Consider the following 18,067-nt stretch of genomic DNA (forward strand, 5'->3'; position numbering starts at 1 on the left):
CTTCACTCTTTCGTGACAACGACCGCGCTGACGTTGCCGTAGTAGCCCACCGAGACCACCACGGCGGTCCCGACCTCACTCGTCTTGGGGCCAGCGACGCGCGGCTCCACCGGGGCGCCGTGCATGTAGCCGAGCGCCATGATCATGCCGAACACGCCCGCCGCGCCGAAGTTCTCGCCCGTCAGCTGCTTGGGCGCCGTGACGCACACGTCGTGCCCGAAGACCGCGCGGATGCCCTGGAGCTCGGCATCGTCGATGCTGGGAAGGCCGCAGCGCGCGGAGGCCACCACGTCCACCTCGTCGGGCTCGACCTCGGCTTCCTCCAGGGCGCGCAGGATGGCGGCCACCACCGCGTCGCTGCCAGCGTGCACCAGCACGGCCTCGCTCTGCGGCGTGTCGAAAGCGCTGCCGTAGCCACGGATGTAGCCCAGCACGTTGGCGCTGCGCTCCCAGGCCTTCTCGGCGGCCTCCACCACCAGGAAGCCGGCGCCCTCTCCCACGGAGATGCCGAGCCCGTCGGAGCGCATGTCGGCCAGCACGCCCAGCTTCGAGAGCGCCACGTAGAGCGACTCGCAGACGATCTCGCCGCCGCCGATGAGCATGGCGTCCGCGCGCTGGAAGGCGAGGTGCGTGTGGCCGCTGAGCACGGCGTCCAGGCTGCCGCAGTTGCCGTTCACGATGGTGGTGTTCGGCGCCATGAGCCCCTCCCAGATGCTCACGTAGCCGGCGGCCGCGTTGATGACCGTGTTGGGGAAGCGCTGCGGGTTGATGTAGCGCGGGTCCTCGAGCTCGGCGACGCGGTTGAGCTCCGCGATGGCGTCGAGCGACCCGTAGGCCGTGGCCGACGAGATGCCCACCCGCTCGCCGCTGTAGCGCAGGAAGATGCCCTCGGCGTCCTTGATGCCGGAGTCCAGGAGCGCGAGCTTGGCGGCCGTGATGAGGTACTTGGTGAGCTGGTCGTTGTTGCGGTGACCCTTGTCACCCAGCCACGGCTTCGGGTCCCAGTCCCAGACCTCGGCGGTGTTGGCGTCCGGGAACGCCTCGAGCACGTCGCTGTTGCCGCGAAACGCCTTGGCGCGAGCGGCCTTCGGGTCGCGCAGCGCGTCATGGAACGCCTCGCGTCCGATGCCGAGCCCGCTCACCACTCCGAGACCCGTGATCGCCAGCTCCATCAGCCCTCGTGCTCCGCTTGGTCGTCCGAGTCGTCATCGCCCGCGTGCAGCTCGATGTCGGCGTAGGGCTCGGGCAGGTGCCCGGGCTTGGCGAACGTGACCACGGCGTCGTAGCCACCGAAGGCCAGCGAGTTGTTCAGGACCACGTCCACGTCGCAGGAGGTGGCGGCGGTGACCACGTCCACATCGCACACGGGGTCGAGCGTCTCGAAGTTGAGCGTGGGCGGGATGACGCCGTGCACGATGCTGAGCACGCAGCTCACGGCCTCGATGGCGCTCGCGGCGCCCATGCAGTGGCCGATGGCCCCCTTGAGGCTGGTGAGCGGCACGCGGTAGTCGCCGAAGATGTCGCGCACCACACGGCTCTCCACCGTGTCGTTGGTGGGCGTGGCCGTGCCGTGCGCGTTGATGAAGGTGACGTCGCGCGGCTTGAGACCGCTGGTGCGGATGGCGTCCCGCATGGCGCGCGCACTGCCGGCGCCGCTCGGCTCCGGGCGCGTGATGTGGTGTGCGTCGCAGGCGAGGCCGTAGCCGCCCACCTCGGCCAGCAGCGTGGCCCCGCGTGCCTCGGCGTGCCGCGCCGACTCGAGCACCAGGGCGCCGGCGCCCTCCCCCACCAGCAGGCCGCTGCGGTCCTTGTCGAAGGGGCGCGCGCGGTCCGGCGCCATGGCTCCGAGGCGCAGGAAGCCCGCGTACTGCAGCTTCTCGATGACCTCGGAGGCACCGCAGATGACCACGTCGGCGCGGCCGAGACGGATCTGGTCGGCCGCGTACCCGATGGCGTAGTTGCCTGCCGCGCAAGCCGCTGGGAGCGTCTGCACCATGCCCGCCGCCCCGAAGGCGCGCGCCACGTGGATGGGCAGCAGCGTGGTGCCGTAGGCGGGCAGCCGCGCCAGCGAGACGGCGTGCTCGCCCTCGTGGATCCACTTGCGGTCCAGCTGGCCCAGCAGGTTGGCCTCACCCATGGTGGTGCCGAAGATGACGGCCGTGCGCCGCCCCGCGAGCTGGTCGTCACGCAGACCGGCATGCTCCACCGCCATGCGCGAAGCCACCAGGGCGAATTGCGAGCAGCGCCCCGTGCGGCGCGTCTCGGCCGCGCTCAGGAAGTCGCGCGGGCGAAAGTCGTGCACCTCGCAGGCGATGTGGCGGTCCATGCCGCTGGTGTCGAAGAGCGCCACCTCGCGGGCCGCCGAGCGCCCAGCGACGCTGGCTTCGAGGAACGCCTCGCGCCCGTAGCCCAGCGAGCTGACCACACCCACGCCGGTGACGTACACGCGCTCCATAAGACGGGGGCTATAGCCCGCTCCCGCGACCCTGCGCAAGCACGCATGCCCTGGCCACGCGGTCGGTTTTCGACTGGCCGAACGGCCTTTTTTCAAGGGGTTCCCGCGATCGCTCGGTGACCACGGTCCGCTTGACAGCCCGCGCGCCGGCACCCTATGACGGCCCACCATGCAGCTGGACCGCACGCTCACGCTCGTCACCGCGCTGGCCCGCCTCCCGCGGGGAGACGCGCGCGGCTTCACGTTCATCGGGCGCGACCGCACGGAGCGCTACTACCCCTACGAGAAGATGGAGGCCGAGGCGCTGCGTCGCGCGGCCAAGCTCGCCGAGCTTGGACTGCAGAAGGGCGACCGTGTGGCCCTGGTGCTGCCCGAGCCCCACGAGTTCGTGCTCACGTTCCTGGGCGCGGTCTTCGCGGGCGTGGTCCCGGTGCCCATCTTCCCGCGCGCCAGCTTCAAGAACGCAGACTCCTACGTGGACGTGCTGGCCCACATCATCCGCACGTCCAGCGCCCGCGTGGTGTTCTGCATGGATGCCAACCTGAGCGTGGTGGAGCGCGTGCGCGAGCACGACTGCGGCAACCCGACCATCGTGGACGTCACACACGCCTTCGAGGGTGAGCCCTCGCCGCCCGCAGGCTGGGCCCCGCCCGCGCTCACGCACGAAGACATCTGCTTCCTGCAGTTCACCAGCGGCAGCACCAACAAGCCGAAAGGCGTGGTGGTCACGCACGGCAACCTGGTGGCGAACACCCAGTCGTTCATGAACGAGCACGGGCTGCAGCGAAACGACAGCGACATCGCCGTCAGCTGGCTGCCGCTCTACCACGACATGGGGCTCATCGGCTTCGTGCTGGCCACGCTGCTGTGGGACATCCCTCCGGTCATCCTGCCCACCGAGCTGTTCGCGCGCGCGCCGGGACTGTGGCTCGAGACCATCAGCCGCATGGGGGGCACCATCACCTACGCGCCCAACTTCGCGTTCGACTTGGTGGTGAAGCGCACCAAGGACAAGGACCTGGCCGCGCTGGACCTCAGCAAGCTGCGCGTGGTGGGCAGCGGCGCCGAGCCCATTCGCCCGAAGACGCTGCGGGCCTTCGCCGAGCGGTTTGCCCCGGCGGGCTTCAAGTCGTCGGCGTTCTTGCCCAGCTACGGCATGGCCGAGAGCACGCTGGCCATCACCTTCCACCCCTGTGGAACCGAGATGGTGGTGGACTGCGTGGACGCCGCGGCCATGCGGCAGGGCCTGGCCACAGCGGCCGCGGCCGGCGCGAGCGCGGAAGACCCGAGCGTGCTCGAGCTGATGAGCTGCGGCGTACCCTTCCCCGGCCACGAGCTGCGCATCGTGAACGAGGCCGGCGAGGCGCTGCCCGAGCGCGTGGTGGGCCAGGTGGTGGCGCGCGGTCCCAGCGTGACGCCCGGCTACTTCGAGAACGAGGACGCCACGCGCGAGGCGCTGGTGGACGGCTGGCTGCAGACGGGAGACCTCGGCTACGTGGCGGAGGGCAACCTCTACATCTGCGGGCGCCTCAAGGACCTGATCATCATTCGCGGCGCCAACCACTACCCGCAGGACATCGAGTGGTCCATCGGCGAGCTTCCCGGTGTGCGCCGCGGCAACGTGTTCGCCTTCTCGGTAGACGTGGACGGCCAGGAGGCGCTGGTCATCGCGGCCGAGGCCAACCGCGGCGACGCCGCCGAGCTGCGCGAGCAGATCAAGCGCCGCGTGAGCGAGGAGTTCGGCCTGGTGCCGGCGCACATCGCCATCGTGCCCCTGGGCGAGCTGCCCAAGACCAGCAGCGGCAAGGCTCAGCGCCGCAAGACCAAGCAGCTGTACGAAGCTGGCGAGTTGCCCCAGCACGACGCAGAATAGCGGCCGAGCGGCGCGAGACGCACCGATCCCCCTCAGGAGAGCGACCAAGACATGTCCCAGGAACTCAAAGAATCCCTGCGCGAGATCATCGCGGAAGTCGCCGAGATCGACGAAGTGCCCGATGAGGCCAAGTTCGCGGACCTGGGGATCGACAGCATGATGGCCATCGAGATCGTGGCCGACGTGGAGCGCAAGTACGGCATCAGCATGCCCGAGAGCGAGCTGCAGGAGCTGGTCTCGCTGAACGCGGTCTACGACAAGGTCCGCGCCAAGCTCGCGGCCTGATGAGCGCCACCGACACGGCCGCTCCGGCGCCGCACATCTACCGGCTGCGCACGGGCTATGGGGACACCGACCAGAGCGGTGTCATCCACCACGCCGTGTACATGCGCTACCTCGAAGACGCCCGCGCCGACTACCTGCGGGCCCGTGGGCTGAACTTCGCGGACCTCGAGCAGCGCCAGCGCATCGGCATGGCCGTGGCGCGCGCCACCATGCGCTTCTTGCGACCGGCGCGCTTCGACGACCTGCTGGACATCGAGGTGCGGGTGGAGACGCAGCGCGCGACCATGCTCTTCGACTACCGCGTGCTGTGCGGCGACACGCTGTTGCTGGAAGCCCAGCTCACGCTGGCGTGCATCGACATCGACAAGATGCGCGCCATTCGGCTGCCCCCCGAAGTGGCCGCCGCCTGCCGGCCCTGAGCGCGCGCCAGCTGGGGGCGCCGTGTGGTCAGTTTCCGAAGGTGAACTGAAACTGACAGGTGGCGGTGGTGGAGGCCTGCAGCACTCCCGCGCGAACGCAGGCGGCGTCGGGGCCGCTGGTGTTGATGGCCATGACGCGGCCGCTCTCGAAGACGACCGACAGCTGGGTGTCGGCGCGCTGGGTGCAGCTGGCCGTGCTGGCAGCGACGGCCTGGACCACGGGCATCATGGGGAAGGCACCGCAGGTGGACGAGACGAACCGGACCGTGGTGCCGTCCACCGAGAGTTCATCCATCGTGGCCCGCCACGACGCCGGTGGCGTGGGCACGGGGAGCTCCGGGACGGCCGCCTCGGGCGCGGCTTCGGCTGCGGGCGCAGCTTCGGGCTCAGCGGCCGCAGAGTTGGCGGCGACCTCCGGCGCTGCGCCCTCGGGGCTGGCGCTCGCTGCCGGGGCAGCCGCTTCGGTGGCCTCGCCACCACACGCGCTCAACAGCGCGGCCATGAGAGTGAGGGCGACGACCAGGCGGTGCGGAGCAGTCATTGGCGCAGGGTACCCGAAGCGGAGGGCAACTCCACCTGGATGACCTGACCCTCGCCGAAGCGGCATCCGTCGGGCAGCCGAAAGCGCAGTGGGGTGCCGTGGGCGAAACCGGCGACGCCCACGAGCTGGGGCGGGAGCGCTTCCACCGAAGCCTCGAGGGCACCATCCACCAAGGTGGCCTCGCAGCGCACTCCGTCAGCGTCCGACACTGCAGCGCGAGCTCCGGGCCGCACCAAGCGCGGCGCGTTGCGCTGAGCGCCGAGGTAGGCGCGCACTTCACCGCCTGCCCCTACGGCCGACAAGCGCAGCGACCCGCCACGCTGCCACTCGAGCGCCACGAGCCCGAGCGCCGATGCCACCAGCACCACCAGCGGCAGCCAGCTGGCCACGCCCCGTGCGCCCACTCGAGGTGCACCGGCCAGCTCGGGCAGCCCGCGGCGATCAGTACTCAAGGCTCGCCTCCTCCAGCAGCAGACGCGCGTCGCGCACGTCCAGCTCGGTGCGCAGAGCGGCCATCAGGGGCGCCTGACCCGCAGCCTTGAGCTTGATCTGGTAGGTGTACTCCACCACGCCACCCTGGGCGATCTCGGCCACGCTCAAGGCCGTGCTGCGGGCGCAATGCGTGGCCAGCAGCGCCGGCAAGCGGGACTCTCGCTCGTCGCCTGCCCCGATGCTGAAGCGCAGCACGCCGTCGTACTCGCGCTGCGACGCGAAGCTCGAGTAGTGCAGGTAGACCGAGACCAGCGCGAACGCGACGGTGCCCACCACCGCGACCGGCAGCGCGTCGATGCCGCAGGCCACGCCGGTGGACGCCGCGCCCAGCAGGAAGACCAGGTCACGCGGGGCCTTCAGGTTGGCGCGGAAGCGGATGATGGAGAGCACGCCCAACAGGCCGAGACCGGCGTACAGCGAGCGCCCGATGGCCATGACGAAGGTGGAGGCCGCCAGGCTGGTGAGCACGATGGTGTGCGCGAAGCCGCGCGCGTAGCTGACGCCCGTGTAGGTGCGCTCGTAGGCGAACGCCAGCACCTGACCGAACACGAAGGCGGCGAGCACACCGCGCAGGGCGTCGGTGAAGCTGACCCCGGCGCTCCCGGAGCCGGTGGCCCACAGCAAGGCCTCAGGCATAGGTGCTGCTCCACGTGGGGCGCGCGAACGAGCGCTGGGCGAACGTGTCCATGGCCTGGCTGTACTTGGAGAAGCCTGTGGACGAAAGCTGAAAGGCGCGCACCAACCTGGCCATCCACTCGGGCACCAGGCGCTCGCACTTGAGCTCGAGCAGCACGGGACTGAGCATGCCGCCTCCACCCGCCCAACCGGACGCGTGGCCGCCATCGAGGCGAAAGGCCCGCTGCTCGTCGAAGTCGAGCGAGAACTGGCGCGTGGGATACGCCATCAGGTCGCGGTCGAAGGTGACACGCGCATAGGCGTCAACATGGCTGACGAACGCCTCGCGCCGATAGCGGAGAATGGCGGCGGGCTCGCAGCTCTTGCGGACCATCACGTAGGCAAAGCGCTCGAGGCGCTCGCGCCGCTCGGCCGCGACGGCGTCTTCGGAGGGCGGCGGCACGTCACGCCCCAGCGCCTCGGTCACCCAGTCGGCTCCGGCGAGGACGCGGGTCTTGCGGACCAGCACGCCCGTCTTGCGCTTGAGTTCCAACGTGACCGGCTCACCGGGCGCGAAGTCTCCATAGGCGCGCGCGCGCAGCTTCACGCGGTCGTGGTCGCGACGCAGCTTGGCTTGATGGAACTCACGGCTGCGCGTGTCGAAGTACAGCGTGCGCAGGGTGTACGGCCCGCTGGTGTTCTCGTCTGGGTGGCAGAACGGCGCGATCGCCAGCGTCAGCGCTCGGGCGGTGGCCTCGGACACCAGGAACTTCTGCTCGAGGCGAGCGGGAATGCGCGTGGCGTCGCTCATGCTGTCTCGGGCTGGAAGTCCGCGTGGACGCGCACCGTGACGCGGTCGCGGAGCGTGCCCACCCAGCGGGCAACGGCGATCTCCAGCTTGGCCTGCATCAGGAACGCGCGCAGCGGCTCGCGAACGTCCTCGAGCGGGCGGTCCACGAAGGGGTGGCGACCACCCTCGTAGACGCGCTCCACCTCGGCATCCGAGGGCAGGCTGGCGTCGAGGTTGGCCACCAAGAAGACCGCCACGCTGGCGCGTCGCTGTGCGGCGGCATCCACCTCGGCCGCGTCGGCGCCGAGCGCGGCCAGCAGCTCACCCAGGCGCATGGGCCCACCGGCGAGCGTGGTCAGGCGTGCTCGCTCCCGCGCGACGTCGCGCTCGGTGGGCGCGCCAATCTGCACGCGCGCGGCCTCCATGGCGATGAGCGTCTCGCCGATGAGCTCGTCCAAGGTGGCGATCTGGAGGTCGAGGGGCAGCGGCCCGAGCGGCAGCGCGCCCTCTTCTTCACGCCCGGCAAGGCGCATACGGGCGCGCAGGTCCACGTCGCTGCGGAGGATGATGGTCTGCGTGGAGCCTATCTCGCCCACCACCGCGGCGATGCCGTCCACGCGGTGCACCGCGGGCTGCGCATGCACCCGGGCCTGGCCCACCAGGAGCAGCGACGAACACCCCAGCGCCAGTTGCGCCAGCTGCCACCACCGCAGACCTGCTGGGAGGCCGTCGTGAGCCACGCCCGTCAGTCCTCCGAGGGCGCGCGCTCTGGGCGCGTGCCGGCGTCGGCGCCGCGGGGGCGCTGGCCTCGGCGGGAGATCAGGAACGCGGCAAACGCCTGGACCATCTCGGCCTCCTGAGGCGAGAGCGCGGCGAGGGTGGCCGCCAGCTGTCCCTGCGCAGGCTCGTCGCTGTTCGCCACGCCTGCCGCGGGTGTTGGTGCCTGCACGACGGGCATCGGCATGTCTCCCCACCCTGGGGGTGGCTCGTTGGAGGTGCGCCAGGCTGGCCGCTCTGCGGCGGTGATGCCGTGCGTGGTGAGCCACGCCTCCATGCACGAGCGCAGCCGCTCGGAGCGGAACGTGAACCAGCGCTCGCGGTCCACGGGGTGGCCCATGAGGGCGTCCTTGAAGCGGCGGAAGGCCCCCTTGCCATCGATGGCGGCCAACAGGTTGTGACGCAGGTCGAGGTCGTCCACCGTGGCGATGAAGCGCTCCATCCAGCGGTACTGCTCGCGCGAGGACACGGGGTCGATGCGCAGGTAGATGGGGTCTGCGATGACGCGCGCGTGCATGGACGGGTCGGCCACGCCATCCACGATGCGCAGCACCTCGCCCGTCTCGAGCTGCAGGTAGCTGTGCACCTCGGGGGAGTTGTTCTCGAACGCGTCTTCGAGTGCTTCCCAAGCGACGGGCACCGGAGGGCTGTTCACTTCGGGCTCTGTCACGACGCACCTCGGTCACTGCGCGCGCGTCGGACGGCACTCTGCCACCGCGCGTCGCGCTCTGTTCTCTCTTCGGACGACATGCTGGGCTCGAAGCTGCGCTCGACGGCGTGCGCGGCTCGGATGGCGTCCAGGTTGGCGAAGACGCCCACACCGAGGCCAGCGAGATAGGCGGCGCCCAGGGCGGTGGTGTCCGTCATGGCGGGGCGGTCCACGGGGGCGTTCACCATGTCGCACTGGAACTGCATGAGCAGGTCGTTGCTGCACGCGCCGCCGTCCACGCGCAGGCGCCCGAGACGCGCGCCCGCGTCCTGCTCCATGGCGCGGACCAGATCCATGATTTGGTAGGCGATGCCGTCCAGCGTGGCGCGACAGAGGTGCGCCACGTTGGTGTCCCGCGTGAGGCCGTAGATGAGACCACGCGCGTGGGGGTCCCAGTGCGGCGCCCCGAGGCCAGCCAGCGCGGGCACGAACACCACGTCGCCAGCGCTCTCCACCTCACGCGCGCGCGCCTCGATCTCGGAGGCGTGCTTGATGACGCCGAGGCCGTCGCGCAGCCACTGCACGGCGGCGCCCGCGATGAACGCGCTGCCCTCGAGCGCGTAGAAGGTCTCGTCGCCCAGGCGCCACGCCACTGTGGTGAGCAGCCCGTGGTGCGAGGGGACCGGCGTCTTGCCGGTGTTCATCAGGATGAAGGCGCCCGTGCCGTAGGTGCACTTGGCGTCCCCCGTCTCGAAGCACGTCTGCCCGAACAGCGCGGCCTGCTGGTCGCCGGCCATGCCCGCGATGGGGATGCCGTCTGGCATGGCGGGCACGCCCTTGGTGACGCCGTACACCTCGGAGCACGAGCGCACCTCGGGCAGCATGTTCATGGGCACGTTCAGCAGCGCCGCGAGTTCCGGGTCCCACGCCCCACGGTGAATATCGAAGAGCAACGTGCGCGAGGCGTTGGTGGCGTCGGTGACGTGTACCTCGCCGCCCGTGAGCCGGTTCACCAGCCAGCTGTCGATGGTGCCGAACGCGAGCTCCCGGCCTCGGCGCGCGCGCGGGCACCCGGCACGCTGTCGAGGATGCGCGCCACCTTGGTGCCGCTGAAGTACGGGTCCAACACGAGGCCCGTGCGCTCGCGAAAGAGCGGCAGGTGGCCTGCGTCACGCAGCGCCTCGCAGGCGTCGGCGGTGCGCCGGTCTTGCCAGACGATGGCACGATGGATGGGCTGGCCGGTGGCGCGGTCCCACACCACGGTGGTCTCGCGCTGGTTGGTGATGCCGATGGCGCGGCAGTCGTGGCCCTGCACCTCGGCGCGGGCCAGCGCCTCGGCGGAGGCTTCGGTGACGCTCCGCCAGATCTCGGCGAGGTCGTGCTCCACCCAGCCCGGCTTGGGGTAGTGCTGTGCGAATTCACGGTTGGCGCGCCCGAGGACGCGCGCGTCCTCCGACAATACGACCACCGTCGACCCGGTCGTGCCCTGGTCGATGGATAGAATGAAGCCCGACATAATAAGCGGGAAGCCTAGCAGGCCGAGAGCGAATGCGGAACCGCTCTCGGCACTACCTTCGTGGCCTCAGGACTCGCCGAGCTCGGCCAGGAAGTCGGTGGCCTCTTGCAGCTCCGGGTCCTCCGACTTGGCCTTGCGCGCCCACAGGAGGGCGCGGCGCGCCTCGCCCCGGTCGTGTGCGATGCGCGCCTGATAGAGGAAGGCCATCGCTCGGGACATGGAGCCCGAGGTCTTGGCCAGCGTCACGGCGCGCAGCGCGTTGAGCGCGGTGTCGAGGTCGCCCAGCTCCATGGAGAGATAGGAGAGCTCGGAGGCGATGTCCCCGTTGTTCTTGTCGCTCTCGATCGCGGCCTGGAGCCACTGCATGGCGAGCATCTTTTCGTCTGCCATGACGGCCAGCTTCGCCATCCGGTGCTGGAGGTCCGCAAGCTCCGGCGAGCGACGCCGCGTGTGCCGCGCGATGGCCGCCTCGAGCATGGCGCCCGCGTCCGCGTGGCGGTCGTAGGCCATGTAGGCGTCCGCGAGGAAGAGCGTGGTCTCGTGGTCGTCCGGCCGGAGGTGAGCTGCCGCCTCGAGCGCGGGGATGGCGGCGTGCGCATCACCGAGCCCGTCGATGAGCATGCGCCCTGCGCGCCGGAAGAGCTCGAAGCGCTCGTCTTCGGGAGCCCCGTCGGCGTCCGCCAACAGCATGTCCGCGAGCTCGCGGAACGCACCGATGGCTTCGTAGAGGGCGCGCAGACGCTCGGTCAGCACGGGCAAGCCCGGCTGCACGCTGCACACGTATTCGAGGCCCTCCTTGGCGTAGTGCGGAACGCTTGCGCGCTCCGACGCGTCCGCCAGCAGCAGCGCGGCGTCTACCTGCTCTTGGCCCTCGGTCACGCCCAGCAAGCGGGCGCAGTCGTGCGCCACGCCGTCCCAGCGCTCGGCTGCCACGTCCATATCGCGCAGCCGTAGCAGCGCCTCGCGGTCCGTCGGGTCGTGCTCCACCCACGCGGACAGCTCCTCGCGGGCCGCGCTCACGTCGCGCGGGGCATAGAGCTCCACCAGTCGCAGCGTGGTGGCGCGCCGCGAGGCGTTGTCATCGGAGGACACGGCCGCGTCACGCGCCTCGAGCAGCGCCGCCGTGAGCCCTGCCTCCACCTCGGCCCCGAGCGCCGCATCGTGAAGCTCGCGGGTGACCGCGAAGGCCTCCTCGAGGTCGTCCACGGCTGCACCGGCGTCATGCCGCCCCAGGCTGAGCGTCGCGCGCATGCGCAGCAGCTCCACCAGCGTGACGTCGCGCGCCCCCGACTCGCGATGGCGCTCGAGCGCGCCCGCTACCTCGCCCACGGCACCGTCGACGTCGCCGGCGGCCTCGAGGCTCTGCACCAGCTCGCGCAGGATGGAGAGCGCACCCGACGCGGCGTAAGCCACGCGCAGCACGTCGACCGCACCGGAGGGGTTCCCCAGCTGGTCGCGCTGAATCGCGGCGGCCTCGAGCAACAAGGCACGCGAGGTGTCAGGGTCGCTCACCAGGCGCGCGGCCTCGGACGCCAGGTATCCGGCGAGGCCCTCGTACTCGCTGCGCTCGCGGTACCAGTGCTCGAGCTCCATGCGGATGGAGCCATCGCCGGGGTTCCCGCGGTAGCCGCCCTCGAGCGCGCGGCGCATGCCGTCTTCGTCGCCCAGCGCCTGCCACTCCTTGAACACCTGCCGGGCCAGCGTGGACGCTGCCGCGCCCGTCTCGCTCGCCAGCAGCCGCTCGCGCAGCTCGGTGAGCTCGCGGGGATCATCGCCCTCGCTGTGCAGCCGCAGCAGCGCCTCGACCACGGCGCGTTCGCGCGGCACCCACTCGAGCGCCCGGCGGTAGACCTCCATCGCGTCCACGCGCTCGACCTTCTCGAGCAGCGCACCGAGCTTGAGTGAGGCCGCAGCGATGGTCTCGGCGTCCTGATTGTCGCGCGCCACGTCCAGCTGACGGTGCAGCAGCTCGACGAGGTCCTCGTCGTATCCAGAACGCTCGTAGAGCTCGGTGAGCAGCGCAGCCGCCTCGCTGTGCTCGGGCTCTTCGTCCAGCGCGTTGCGCAGCACGTCCACGGCGTCGTACTCACGACCCTCGATCTTGGCGAGGTAGCGGCCCTTCACCATGCGTGCGCGGTTGCGCAGCTTGGGCTCGAGCAGCCCGTCGATGAGGCCTGCGACGCGGTCGTTGAGCTTGTCGCCCTCGCCGAGCTGTGCGTACACCTCGAGCAGCGGCTCCCAGAGCTCCACCTCGAGCGGCTCTTCCGCCAGCAGCTCCTCGTAGGCCTGGGCGGCCAGCTTGAGGTCACCGCCCTCGCGACGGGCTGCGCTCGCGACGCGCAGCCGCAGCTCGCGGGCCTCTGCGCCCTCGGCCGACGCCGCAGCCTCGCTCAGGCTCTCGAGCGCGCCTCGCACGTCTCCGCGAGCCTCACGCCGCTCGGCGGTCAGCAGCAGCGCCCAACGCACGGCGCCGAGGTCCTCGGACGCACGCGCGATGGCGACCGCCCGGGCCAGGAACGCCTCCATGCGCTCGATCTCGTTGGCGCTCGACGCGCGCTCGACCCCCTCGCGGACCTGCGCGAGCGTGGCATCGGGGCGCGACGCGCGCAGCTTCAGGAAGTCGAGCACCATGGCCTCGTCGCCCGAGCCGCGCGCCACTTCCTCGTAGAAGGCGAGGACAACGTCCACCGACGCATCACGTGTGGCGACCTCGCCGAGCAGCGCGCCGGCTTCGTCGTAGCGCGGGTCCAAGGTGAAGGCGCGCCGCAAGTTGGCGACGCCCGCCTCGACCGCTCCGCCCGCGTGCAGCTCGATGGCCGCTAGACGATAGAGGGCATCCACGCGGTCCACCTGCGGGACGGACTCGGCGCTCACCAGCGCCTCGAGCACGCGCTTCTGCTCGCCTGTGTCCCCTGCGGCGTCCTTGAGACGCGACAGCTCCAGCCAAGCGCGCGTGGGGTCGGGGAGGGCCTCCTCGGCGCGGCGGAAGGTCTCCGCGGCGCGCTTGGGCTCGCTCAGATCTTCCGCGATGACCCGCCCGAGGCGCAGCAGCAGCTCCCCGGTGTGCGAGGCGTCTTCCGCTCGCCGACGGGTGTCCACGCTGTCTTCGAGCGCCGCCACGTAGAGCGGAGTCTTGCCGAGCTCACGCGCCAGCGTGCGGGTCTTCTTGTGCACGGCGGCCGAGTCGGGGTCCGCCCGGAGCGCCAGCAGATACTCTGCGAGGGCCTCTTCTCCCCGGGCGAGGGGACCCGAGAGCACGTCTCCGAGCGCCGCCCGCAGGGCTGCCGTGCTGGCGGCGTTCTCGGGAGAGTCGTCGACCACCGCGCTCCGGCGCCGCAGACCCTCGAGGGCGAGCGCTGGGTTCCCGCGCGCCACGAGCGCCTGGGCGAAGCGCAGCGCTTCGGCGTCCGAGCTGCCGGCTGCCTCGAGCGCGCTGTCGCGCAGCTCGCGGGCCTGGGTCTCGTCTTTGCGAGCCGCCGCGATGGCCTGCAGCTCGAAGAGCACCTCGCCGACGCCCACGTCCACCGGCTCGTCGGCCGAGCGGCGGCGCACGGCCATGAGCAGGGTGCGGTACGCCTTCTCGGCGCGGTCGAGGTCACCCGACTCGCGCGCCAGGTCACCGAGGGTCTGCAGAATGGGAGCGCTGGCCATGGCCATCTTGGTGGCCAGCTCCAGCTGCTCGATGGCCGCCGGCAGGTCACCCTGCTCGCGGGCCACGAGCCCGAGGCGGTGGTGCACCGCCGCGCGCTCGGCGCTGCGACGACGACCGTAGGACTCTACCAGGGCCTCGAGGGTGGCGCGGGCGGCGTCCAGCTGCCCAGCCTCGCGCTGACCGTCGGCCAGCTTGAGCGCCAGCTCCTTGTCCTCGGGGTCCAGCTCCACGCCGCGCGCGAGCACGGCGATGGCGGCGCCGGGCGTCCCGAGGCGGTCACAGAAGAGCTCGGCCGCTTCCCGCACGAAGTGCAGCGCGGTGGCCGGGTCTTGGGTGCCTAGGGCGGCGTCCGAGAGCAAGCGCGCCAGCGGCTCGAGGGCATCCGCCTTGCGGTAGTGCGTCACCAGCAGCTCGCGCACCTCGGCATCGTCTGGGCTCGCCGCCCGGGCGCGCTCCAGCACCTCGGCCGCGCGCTCGTCGCGCCCGGCGTGGAACAGGGCCTTGGCCAGGCGCAAGCTGATGCTGGCGCTCTCGGCCTCGTTCGCGAGACCCAGGCGCCGCTCGAGCCAGCGCGCTGCGGCTGCGTACTCTGCGCGCCCCTCGTGGATGCGTGAGAGTGCGTCCAGCGCTTCGGGCGAGGGCGACAGCTCCACCACGCGACGGTAGTTCTCGAGGGCCCGCTCGTCGTCGTGCAGCTGATGCTCGGCGATGCGCGCTGCCCGCTCGAAGAGGGCGCGGGCGCGCTCGCTCTCGGCCTGGTTGGCCTGAGCCGCGAGCATGTCCGCGAGGTCTGCGTGCCGGCCCTGGGCCTCGTAGACCGACGCCAGCATGGCGATGGACGCCTCGTGCCCGGGGACCTCTTCGAGGTTCTTGCGCAGCGCCTCGAGGCGCCCGCCGCTCTTCTCGATCTCGGCGACCAAGCGGGCGATCTCGAGCCGCAGGTGCAGCCGCCGCTGCTGGTCCTGCGTGACGGTGAGTTCCTCTTGGCAGAGCTTGAGGAGCTCGGGGTGACGGCCCGTCTCGGTCAGGAGCCGGCTGAGCGCGTCGGTGGCCTCCGTGTCGGCGGGCGCGGCCGCGTGCACCAGGCGGTACTGCTCGATGGCGGTGTCGCGGTCACCCGCGGCCACCGCGAGCGCCGCAGCGCTGCGGCGGAAAGCGAGGCGCGCGTCGGCATCGAGGGGGAGCTTGGCCGCCTCGAGCTGAATCGCGATCTCGTCCTGCGAAGCGCCGGACGCTCGGTAGAGCGCCACCAGCCGTTCGACGGACGAGGCCGCGACGGCCACGACGCCAGGGTCGACGTTCTTGCCCGCGCGGCGCACCAGGCCGGACGCGCGCTCGTAGAGCGACTCGTACGTGGAGCGCGCGAGCGCCGCATCCGCGAGCGTCTCGTCCGCCAAGCGCGCTGCGTCGTGTAGGCCAGCGAGATCCGCTGGCTCGCGCTCGGCGAGGCGCAGCAGCGTGTCGAAGAGGCCCCGCCCCGGCGCGCGGCGCTGGAGCCCTGCGAGCAGCTGCAGGTGACCGGTGGGCGGCTCGCCCTCCGAGACCGCCTGCAGGGTCATCTCCACCACATCCTCGGCGCCATCCCCGGCGAGGGCACCGAGGCGCACGATGGCCTCGGCGAAGCGGGCGCTGCGCGGCATGCAGGAGAGCGCGCCTGTGTACGCGGTGAGGGCGGCGGCGTGGTCGGCCAGCTTCTCCTCGTAGATGACGGCGGCCTGCTCGAGCAGCGCCGCGCGGCGGTCCACGTCGCCCGCTGCCGCTTCGGCTGCGGCCTCGAACGCCTGGGCCGCAGCGAGCGGCGCCTCGGCCTCGGCGGACAGGCGCTGCACCTCGGCCTCGACCCGGCGGTCGAAGGGGCGGAGGCCCAAGACACGGCACATGGAGCCGAGCGCGGCCAGCTTGGCTCCGGCGCGCCCCTCCTGCAGCTTCGCGGCCTCCAGCAAGAGCTCCACGACCTCGTCGTCGCCCTTCGCGATGGCGAGGCGCTGATCGAGCAGCGCCAACAGGGGCTCCCACTCGTCGGCCAATTCATAGGAGCGCGCCAGCGCGGCCACGGCCTCGGCCCTCACGCTCGCGTCCTCAGCCAGCAGCGCGAGCCCCTGCCTGGCGCTCTCGTTGGTGGGATCGGCGAGCAGGGCGCGACGGTAGGCGGCCACTGCGGCGGGGGCGTCGCCCAGCTGCTTGAAGTACGTCTCGCCCAAGCGACAGCGGACCGACGCTAGGTGCGCGTCCTCGCGGTTGGCCGCGCGGCCCAGGAGCTTGGCCAAGGCCGCGTGCGCCTCGGTGCGCGTGTAGAGCTCGGACAGTGCGTCCACCACATCGGCCGACTCGCCATACTCGGCGCTGACCTCTGCCCACGTGGCAATGGCCTCCTTGGGCGCGTCCAGGTAGCTGGCCTGGATGCTGGCGATGCGCACGAGATCCTGGCGCTGCTGCCAGCCCGGACCTGCCGCGTCCCCACGGCGGCGCAGCGCGGACACGAGGTCCGGCCAGCGCTCTTGCGTCTCGAGGACATCCACGATGGCAGCGAGCGCGCGCGCGTCGGTGGGGTCGAGCGCGAGCGTGGCTTCGTAGGCGCGCAGGGCGCGGTCGGGGGCCGACTGGGCCTCGGCCACGCGAGCCACCTCGCCCCAGACCTTGCGTTGAGCCGCCGGCTCGGGCTCCAGCCGTGCCAAGCGCTCGAGCGAGCTGAGGTGTTCCTCGGCGCGTCCGGCGAGCGCGTAGAGCTCACTCAGGCTGCGCGCGCAGCTCAGCGCCGTCTGTGCGCTCAGACCGGGTTCGGCCAGGACCGCCTCGAGCAGCGCGGTGGCCGAGGTGGCGTCACCGGTCGCGCGCAGCATCTCGGCGGACTCGACGCGCAGCGCCGTGCGCAGCTTGGCGTCCTCGGTGGCCTCGGCCACCTGCGTGAGCACACCCACCACGCGGGTGACGGCGCCCAGCTGCTCGCCGAAGGCGCGCAGCTTCTCGCGGGCGGCGGCGTCTCCGGGGGCCAGCAACACAGCGTCTGCGTAGTGCGCCAGCGCCTCTTCGTTGCGGCCCTGCCCTTCCAGCCGCTGACCGGCCTCCTTGTGGAGCGCCACGCGCTCGTCATCGCCCGCGAGCGCCAGCGCCGTGTCGAGCGTGCGCACCACGTCGGTGGCGCGGCCCTCCTTGGTGTAGTGTTCCTTGAGGCTCTGAAGGGCCGAGCGTCGCACCTCGGCCGCGACGCTCTCGTCCGCGACGATGCGCTCCAGCATGGCCACCGCCTCGGTCGCGTCCGCGGGCGCCTGCGCTAGCGCCGCCTTCACCTCGCCCAACGCACCGGCCGAGTCGCCGAGCTTGTCGAGGTAGGTGACCGCGATGCGCATGCGCTGGGCGTGCGCGTCGGCCCCCGTGCGCGTGTCCAGCGAGGCACGCCAGAACGCGATCAGGTCGGCCCAGCGCTCGGCGCGCTCGAGCAAGCGCTCCAGGTTGGATGCCACGCCGGCGTCGTCCGGACGCAGCGCGCGCAGCTGGCTCAAGTAGTCCACGGCGCGGTCCGAGCGCCCCGCGAAGTCCTTCGCGGTCTGGGCCGCCTCCTCCAACAGCACGGCCTTGCGCTCGTCGTCGGTCTTGGCGATGGCGCGGTCGTACAGCGTGAAGAGCTCGTCCCAACGCTCGGCCCCCGTGTAGATGACGGTCAGGCGCTGGAAGGCCCAGTCCGATGAGTCCGGGTCCACCACCATGGCGCGCTCGAGCACCTCGATGATCTGGGGCGCGTCCTCGCCGAACCACTCCTCGTGGAAGTTCAGGGCGCGCTGAGCGAGCGGCCCGCCGACCGCGGCCGTGCTGACCTTGGCGAGCGCCGCGCGGTAGACCACGCTGACGTCGTCTGGGCGCTGCGTGGCCCCGGCCCAGTCCTCGAGGGCGTCCCACGCGGCGTCATCCGAGGGGTTGGCGCGCGCGGCTGCGCTGGCCTCGGTGAAGGTGGGGTCGTTGATGGCCGATTCGTCGAACGTCTCTTCTGTCGCCATGAATCCTCTTC

At 71.5% G+C, this 18,067-nt stretch carries 12 protein-coding genes and 1 pseudogene; 3 read left to right on the forward strand and 10 right to left on the reverse strand.

What is annotated here, in order from left to right; translation table 11 throughout:
• Positions 1-2 precede the first annotated feature (2 nt).
• Positions 3-1,172: a hypothetical protein gene (locus IPI43_01775; GenBank protein MBK7772856.1), complete on the reverse strand. Its 1,170-nt coding sequence runs from the start codon at positions 1,170-1,172 to the stop codon at positions 3-5.
• Positions 1,172-2,455: a beta-ketoacyl-[acyl-carrier-protein] synthase family protein gene (locus IPI43_01780; GenBank protein ID MBK7772857.1), complete on the reverse strand. Its 1,284-nt coding sequence runs from the start codon at positions 2,453-2,455 to the stop codon at positions 1,172-1,174. Before IPI43_01780 ends, IPI43_01775 begins: the two co-directional genes overlap by 1 nt.
• A gap of 175 nt (positions 2,456-2,630) precedes the next feature.
• Between IPI43_01780 and IPI43_01785 the strand changes: the two genes are divergently transcribed.
• The 3 genes from IPI43_01785 to IPI43_01795 are packed head-to-tail and all read left to right on the forward strand — an operon-like array spanning position 2,631 to position 5,032.
• Complete coding sequence (locus tag IPI43_01785) at positions 2,631-4,328, forward strand: fatty acyl-AMP ligase (GenBank protein MBK7772858.1); 1,698 nt, start codon at positions 2,631-2,633, stop codon at positions 4,326-4,328.
• A 51-nt stretch (positions 4,329-4,379) separates the two neighbouring features.
• Positions 4,380-4,613 (forward strand): acyl carrier protein, encoded by a 234-nt coding sequence (locus IPI43_01790; protein MBK7772859.1) that lies wholly within the window; start codon positions 4,380-4,382, stop codon positions 4,611-4,613.
• Entirely contained in the window at positions 4,613-5,032 is a 420-nt protein-coding gene (locus tag IPI43_01795; protein ID MBK7772860.1) for a YbgC/FadM family acyl-CoA thioesterase, read from the forward strand. Before IPI43_01790 ends, IPI43_01795 begins: the two co-directional genes overlap by 1 nt.
• A 28-nt stretch (positions 5,033-5,060) precedes the next feature.
• Here the strand turns inward: IPI43_01795 and IPI43_01800 are convergent, their stop codons facing one another.
• From IPI43_01800 to IPI43_01835, 8 genes and pseudogenes are all read right to left on the reverse strand, one after another.
• Complete coding sequence (locus IPI43_01800; protein MBK7772861.1) at positions 5,061-5,573, reverse strand: hypothetical protein; 513 nt, start codon at positions 5,571-5,573, stop codon at positions 5,061-5,063.
• A complete protein-coding gene (locus tag IPI43_01805; GenBank protein ID MBK7772862.1) occupies positions 5,570-6,025 on the reverse strand; it encodes a hypothetical protein in 456 nt (151 codons plus the stop codon). Before IPI43_01805 ends, IPI43_01800 begins: the two co-directional genes overlap by 4 nt.
• Entirely contained in the window at positions 6,015-6,701 is a 687-nt protein-coding gene (locus IPI43_01810; protein ID MBK7772863.1) for a DUF4956 domain-containing protein, read from the reverse strand. Before IPI43_01810 ends, IPI43_01805 begins: the two co-directional genes overlap by 11 nt.
• Entirely contained in the window at positions 6,694-7,491 is a 798-nt protein-coding gene (locus IPI43_01815) for a polyphosphate polymerase domain-containing protein (protein MBK7772864.1), read from the reverse strand. The genes IPI43_01810 and IPI43_01815 overlap by 8 nt, the downstream gene beginning before the upstream one ends.
• Positions 7,488-8,210, reverse strand: a complete 723-nt coding sequence (locus IPI43_01820; GenBank protein MBK7772865.1) for a hypothetical protein — start codon at positions 8,208-8,210, stop codon at positions 7,488-7,490. The genes IPI43_01815 and IPI43_01820 overlap by 4 nt, the downstream gene beginning before the upstream one ends.
• Positions 8,211-8,215: 5 nt before the next feature.
• Positions 8,216-8,917 carry a hypothetical protein gene (locus IPI43_01825; protein ID MBK7772866.1) on the reverse strand — a complete coding sequence of 234 codons (702 nt, stop codon included), beginning with the start codon at positions 8,915-8,917 and terminating at the stop codon, positions 8,216-8,218.
• Positions 8,914-10,412: pseudogene (gene glpK / locus IPI43_01830) on the reverse strand (glycerol kinase GlpK). Before glpK ends, IPI43_01825 begins: the two are co-directional and overlap by 4 nt.
• Before the next feature lie 66 nt (positions 10,413-10,478).
• Positions 10,479-18,056 (reverse strand): tetratricopeptide repeat protein, encoded by a 7,578-nt coding sequence (locus IPI43_01835; protein MBK7772867.1) that lies wholly within the window; start codon positions 18,054-18,056, stop codon positions 10,479-10,481.
• Positions 18,057-18,067: the final 11 nt, after the last annotated feature.

It is taken from the genome of Sandaracinaceae bacterium (assembly GCA_016706685.1).
In the GTDB taxonomy this organism is placed as follows: domain Bacteria; phylum Myxococcota_A; class Polyangia; order Polyangiales; family Houyiibacteriaceae; genus JADJJE01.

Excerpts from the sequence above, each read along its gene's own strand:
- IPI43_01780 (MBK7772857.1), bottom strand. The coding sequence starts at position 2,455 with ATGGAGCGCGTGTACGTCACCGGCGTGGGTGTGGTCAGCTCGCTGGGC.
- IPI43_01800 (MBK7772861.1), bottom strand. The coding sequence starts at position 5,573 with ATGACTGCTCCGCACCGCCTGGTCGTCGCCCTCACTCTCATGGCCGCG.
- IPI43_01835 (MBK7772867.1), bottom strand. The coding sequence starts at position 18,056 with ATGGCGACAGAAGAGACGTTCGACGAATCGGCCATCAACGACCCCACC.
- IPI43_01795 (MBK7772860.1), top strand. The coding sequence starts at position 4,613 with ATGAGCGCCACCGACACGGCCGCTCCGGCGCCGCACATCTACCGGCTG.
- IPI43_01790 (MBK7772859.1), top strand. The coding sequence starts at position 4,380 with ATGTCCCAGGAACTCAAAGAATCCCTGCGCGAGATCATCGCGGAAGTC.
- IPI43_01775 (MBK7772856.1), bottom strand. The coding sequence starts at position 1,172 with ATGGAGCTGGCGATCACGGGTCTCGGAGTGGTGAGCGGGCTCGGCATC.
- IPI43_01815 (MBK7772864.1), bottom strand. The coding sequence starts at position 7,491 with ATGAGCGACGCCACGCGCATTCCCGCTCGCCTCGAGCAGAAGTTCCTG.
- IPI43_01810 (MBK7772863.1), bottom strand. The coding sequence starts at position 6,701 with ATGCCTGAGGCCTTGCTGTGGGCCACCGGCTCCGGGAGCGCCGGGGTC.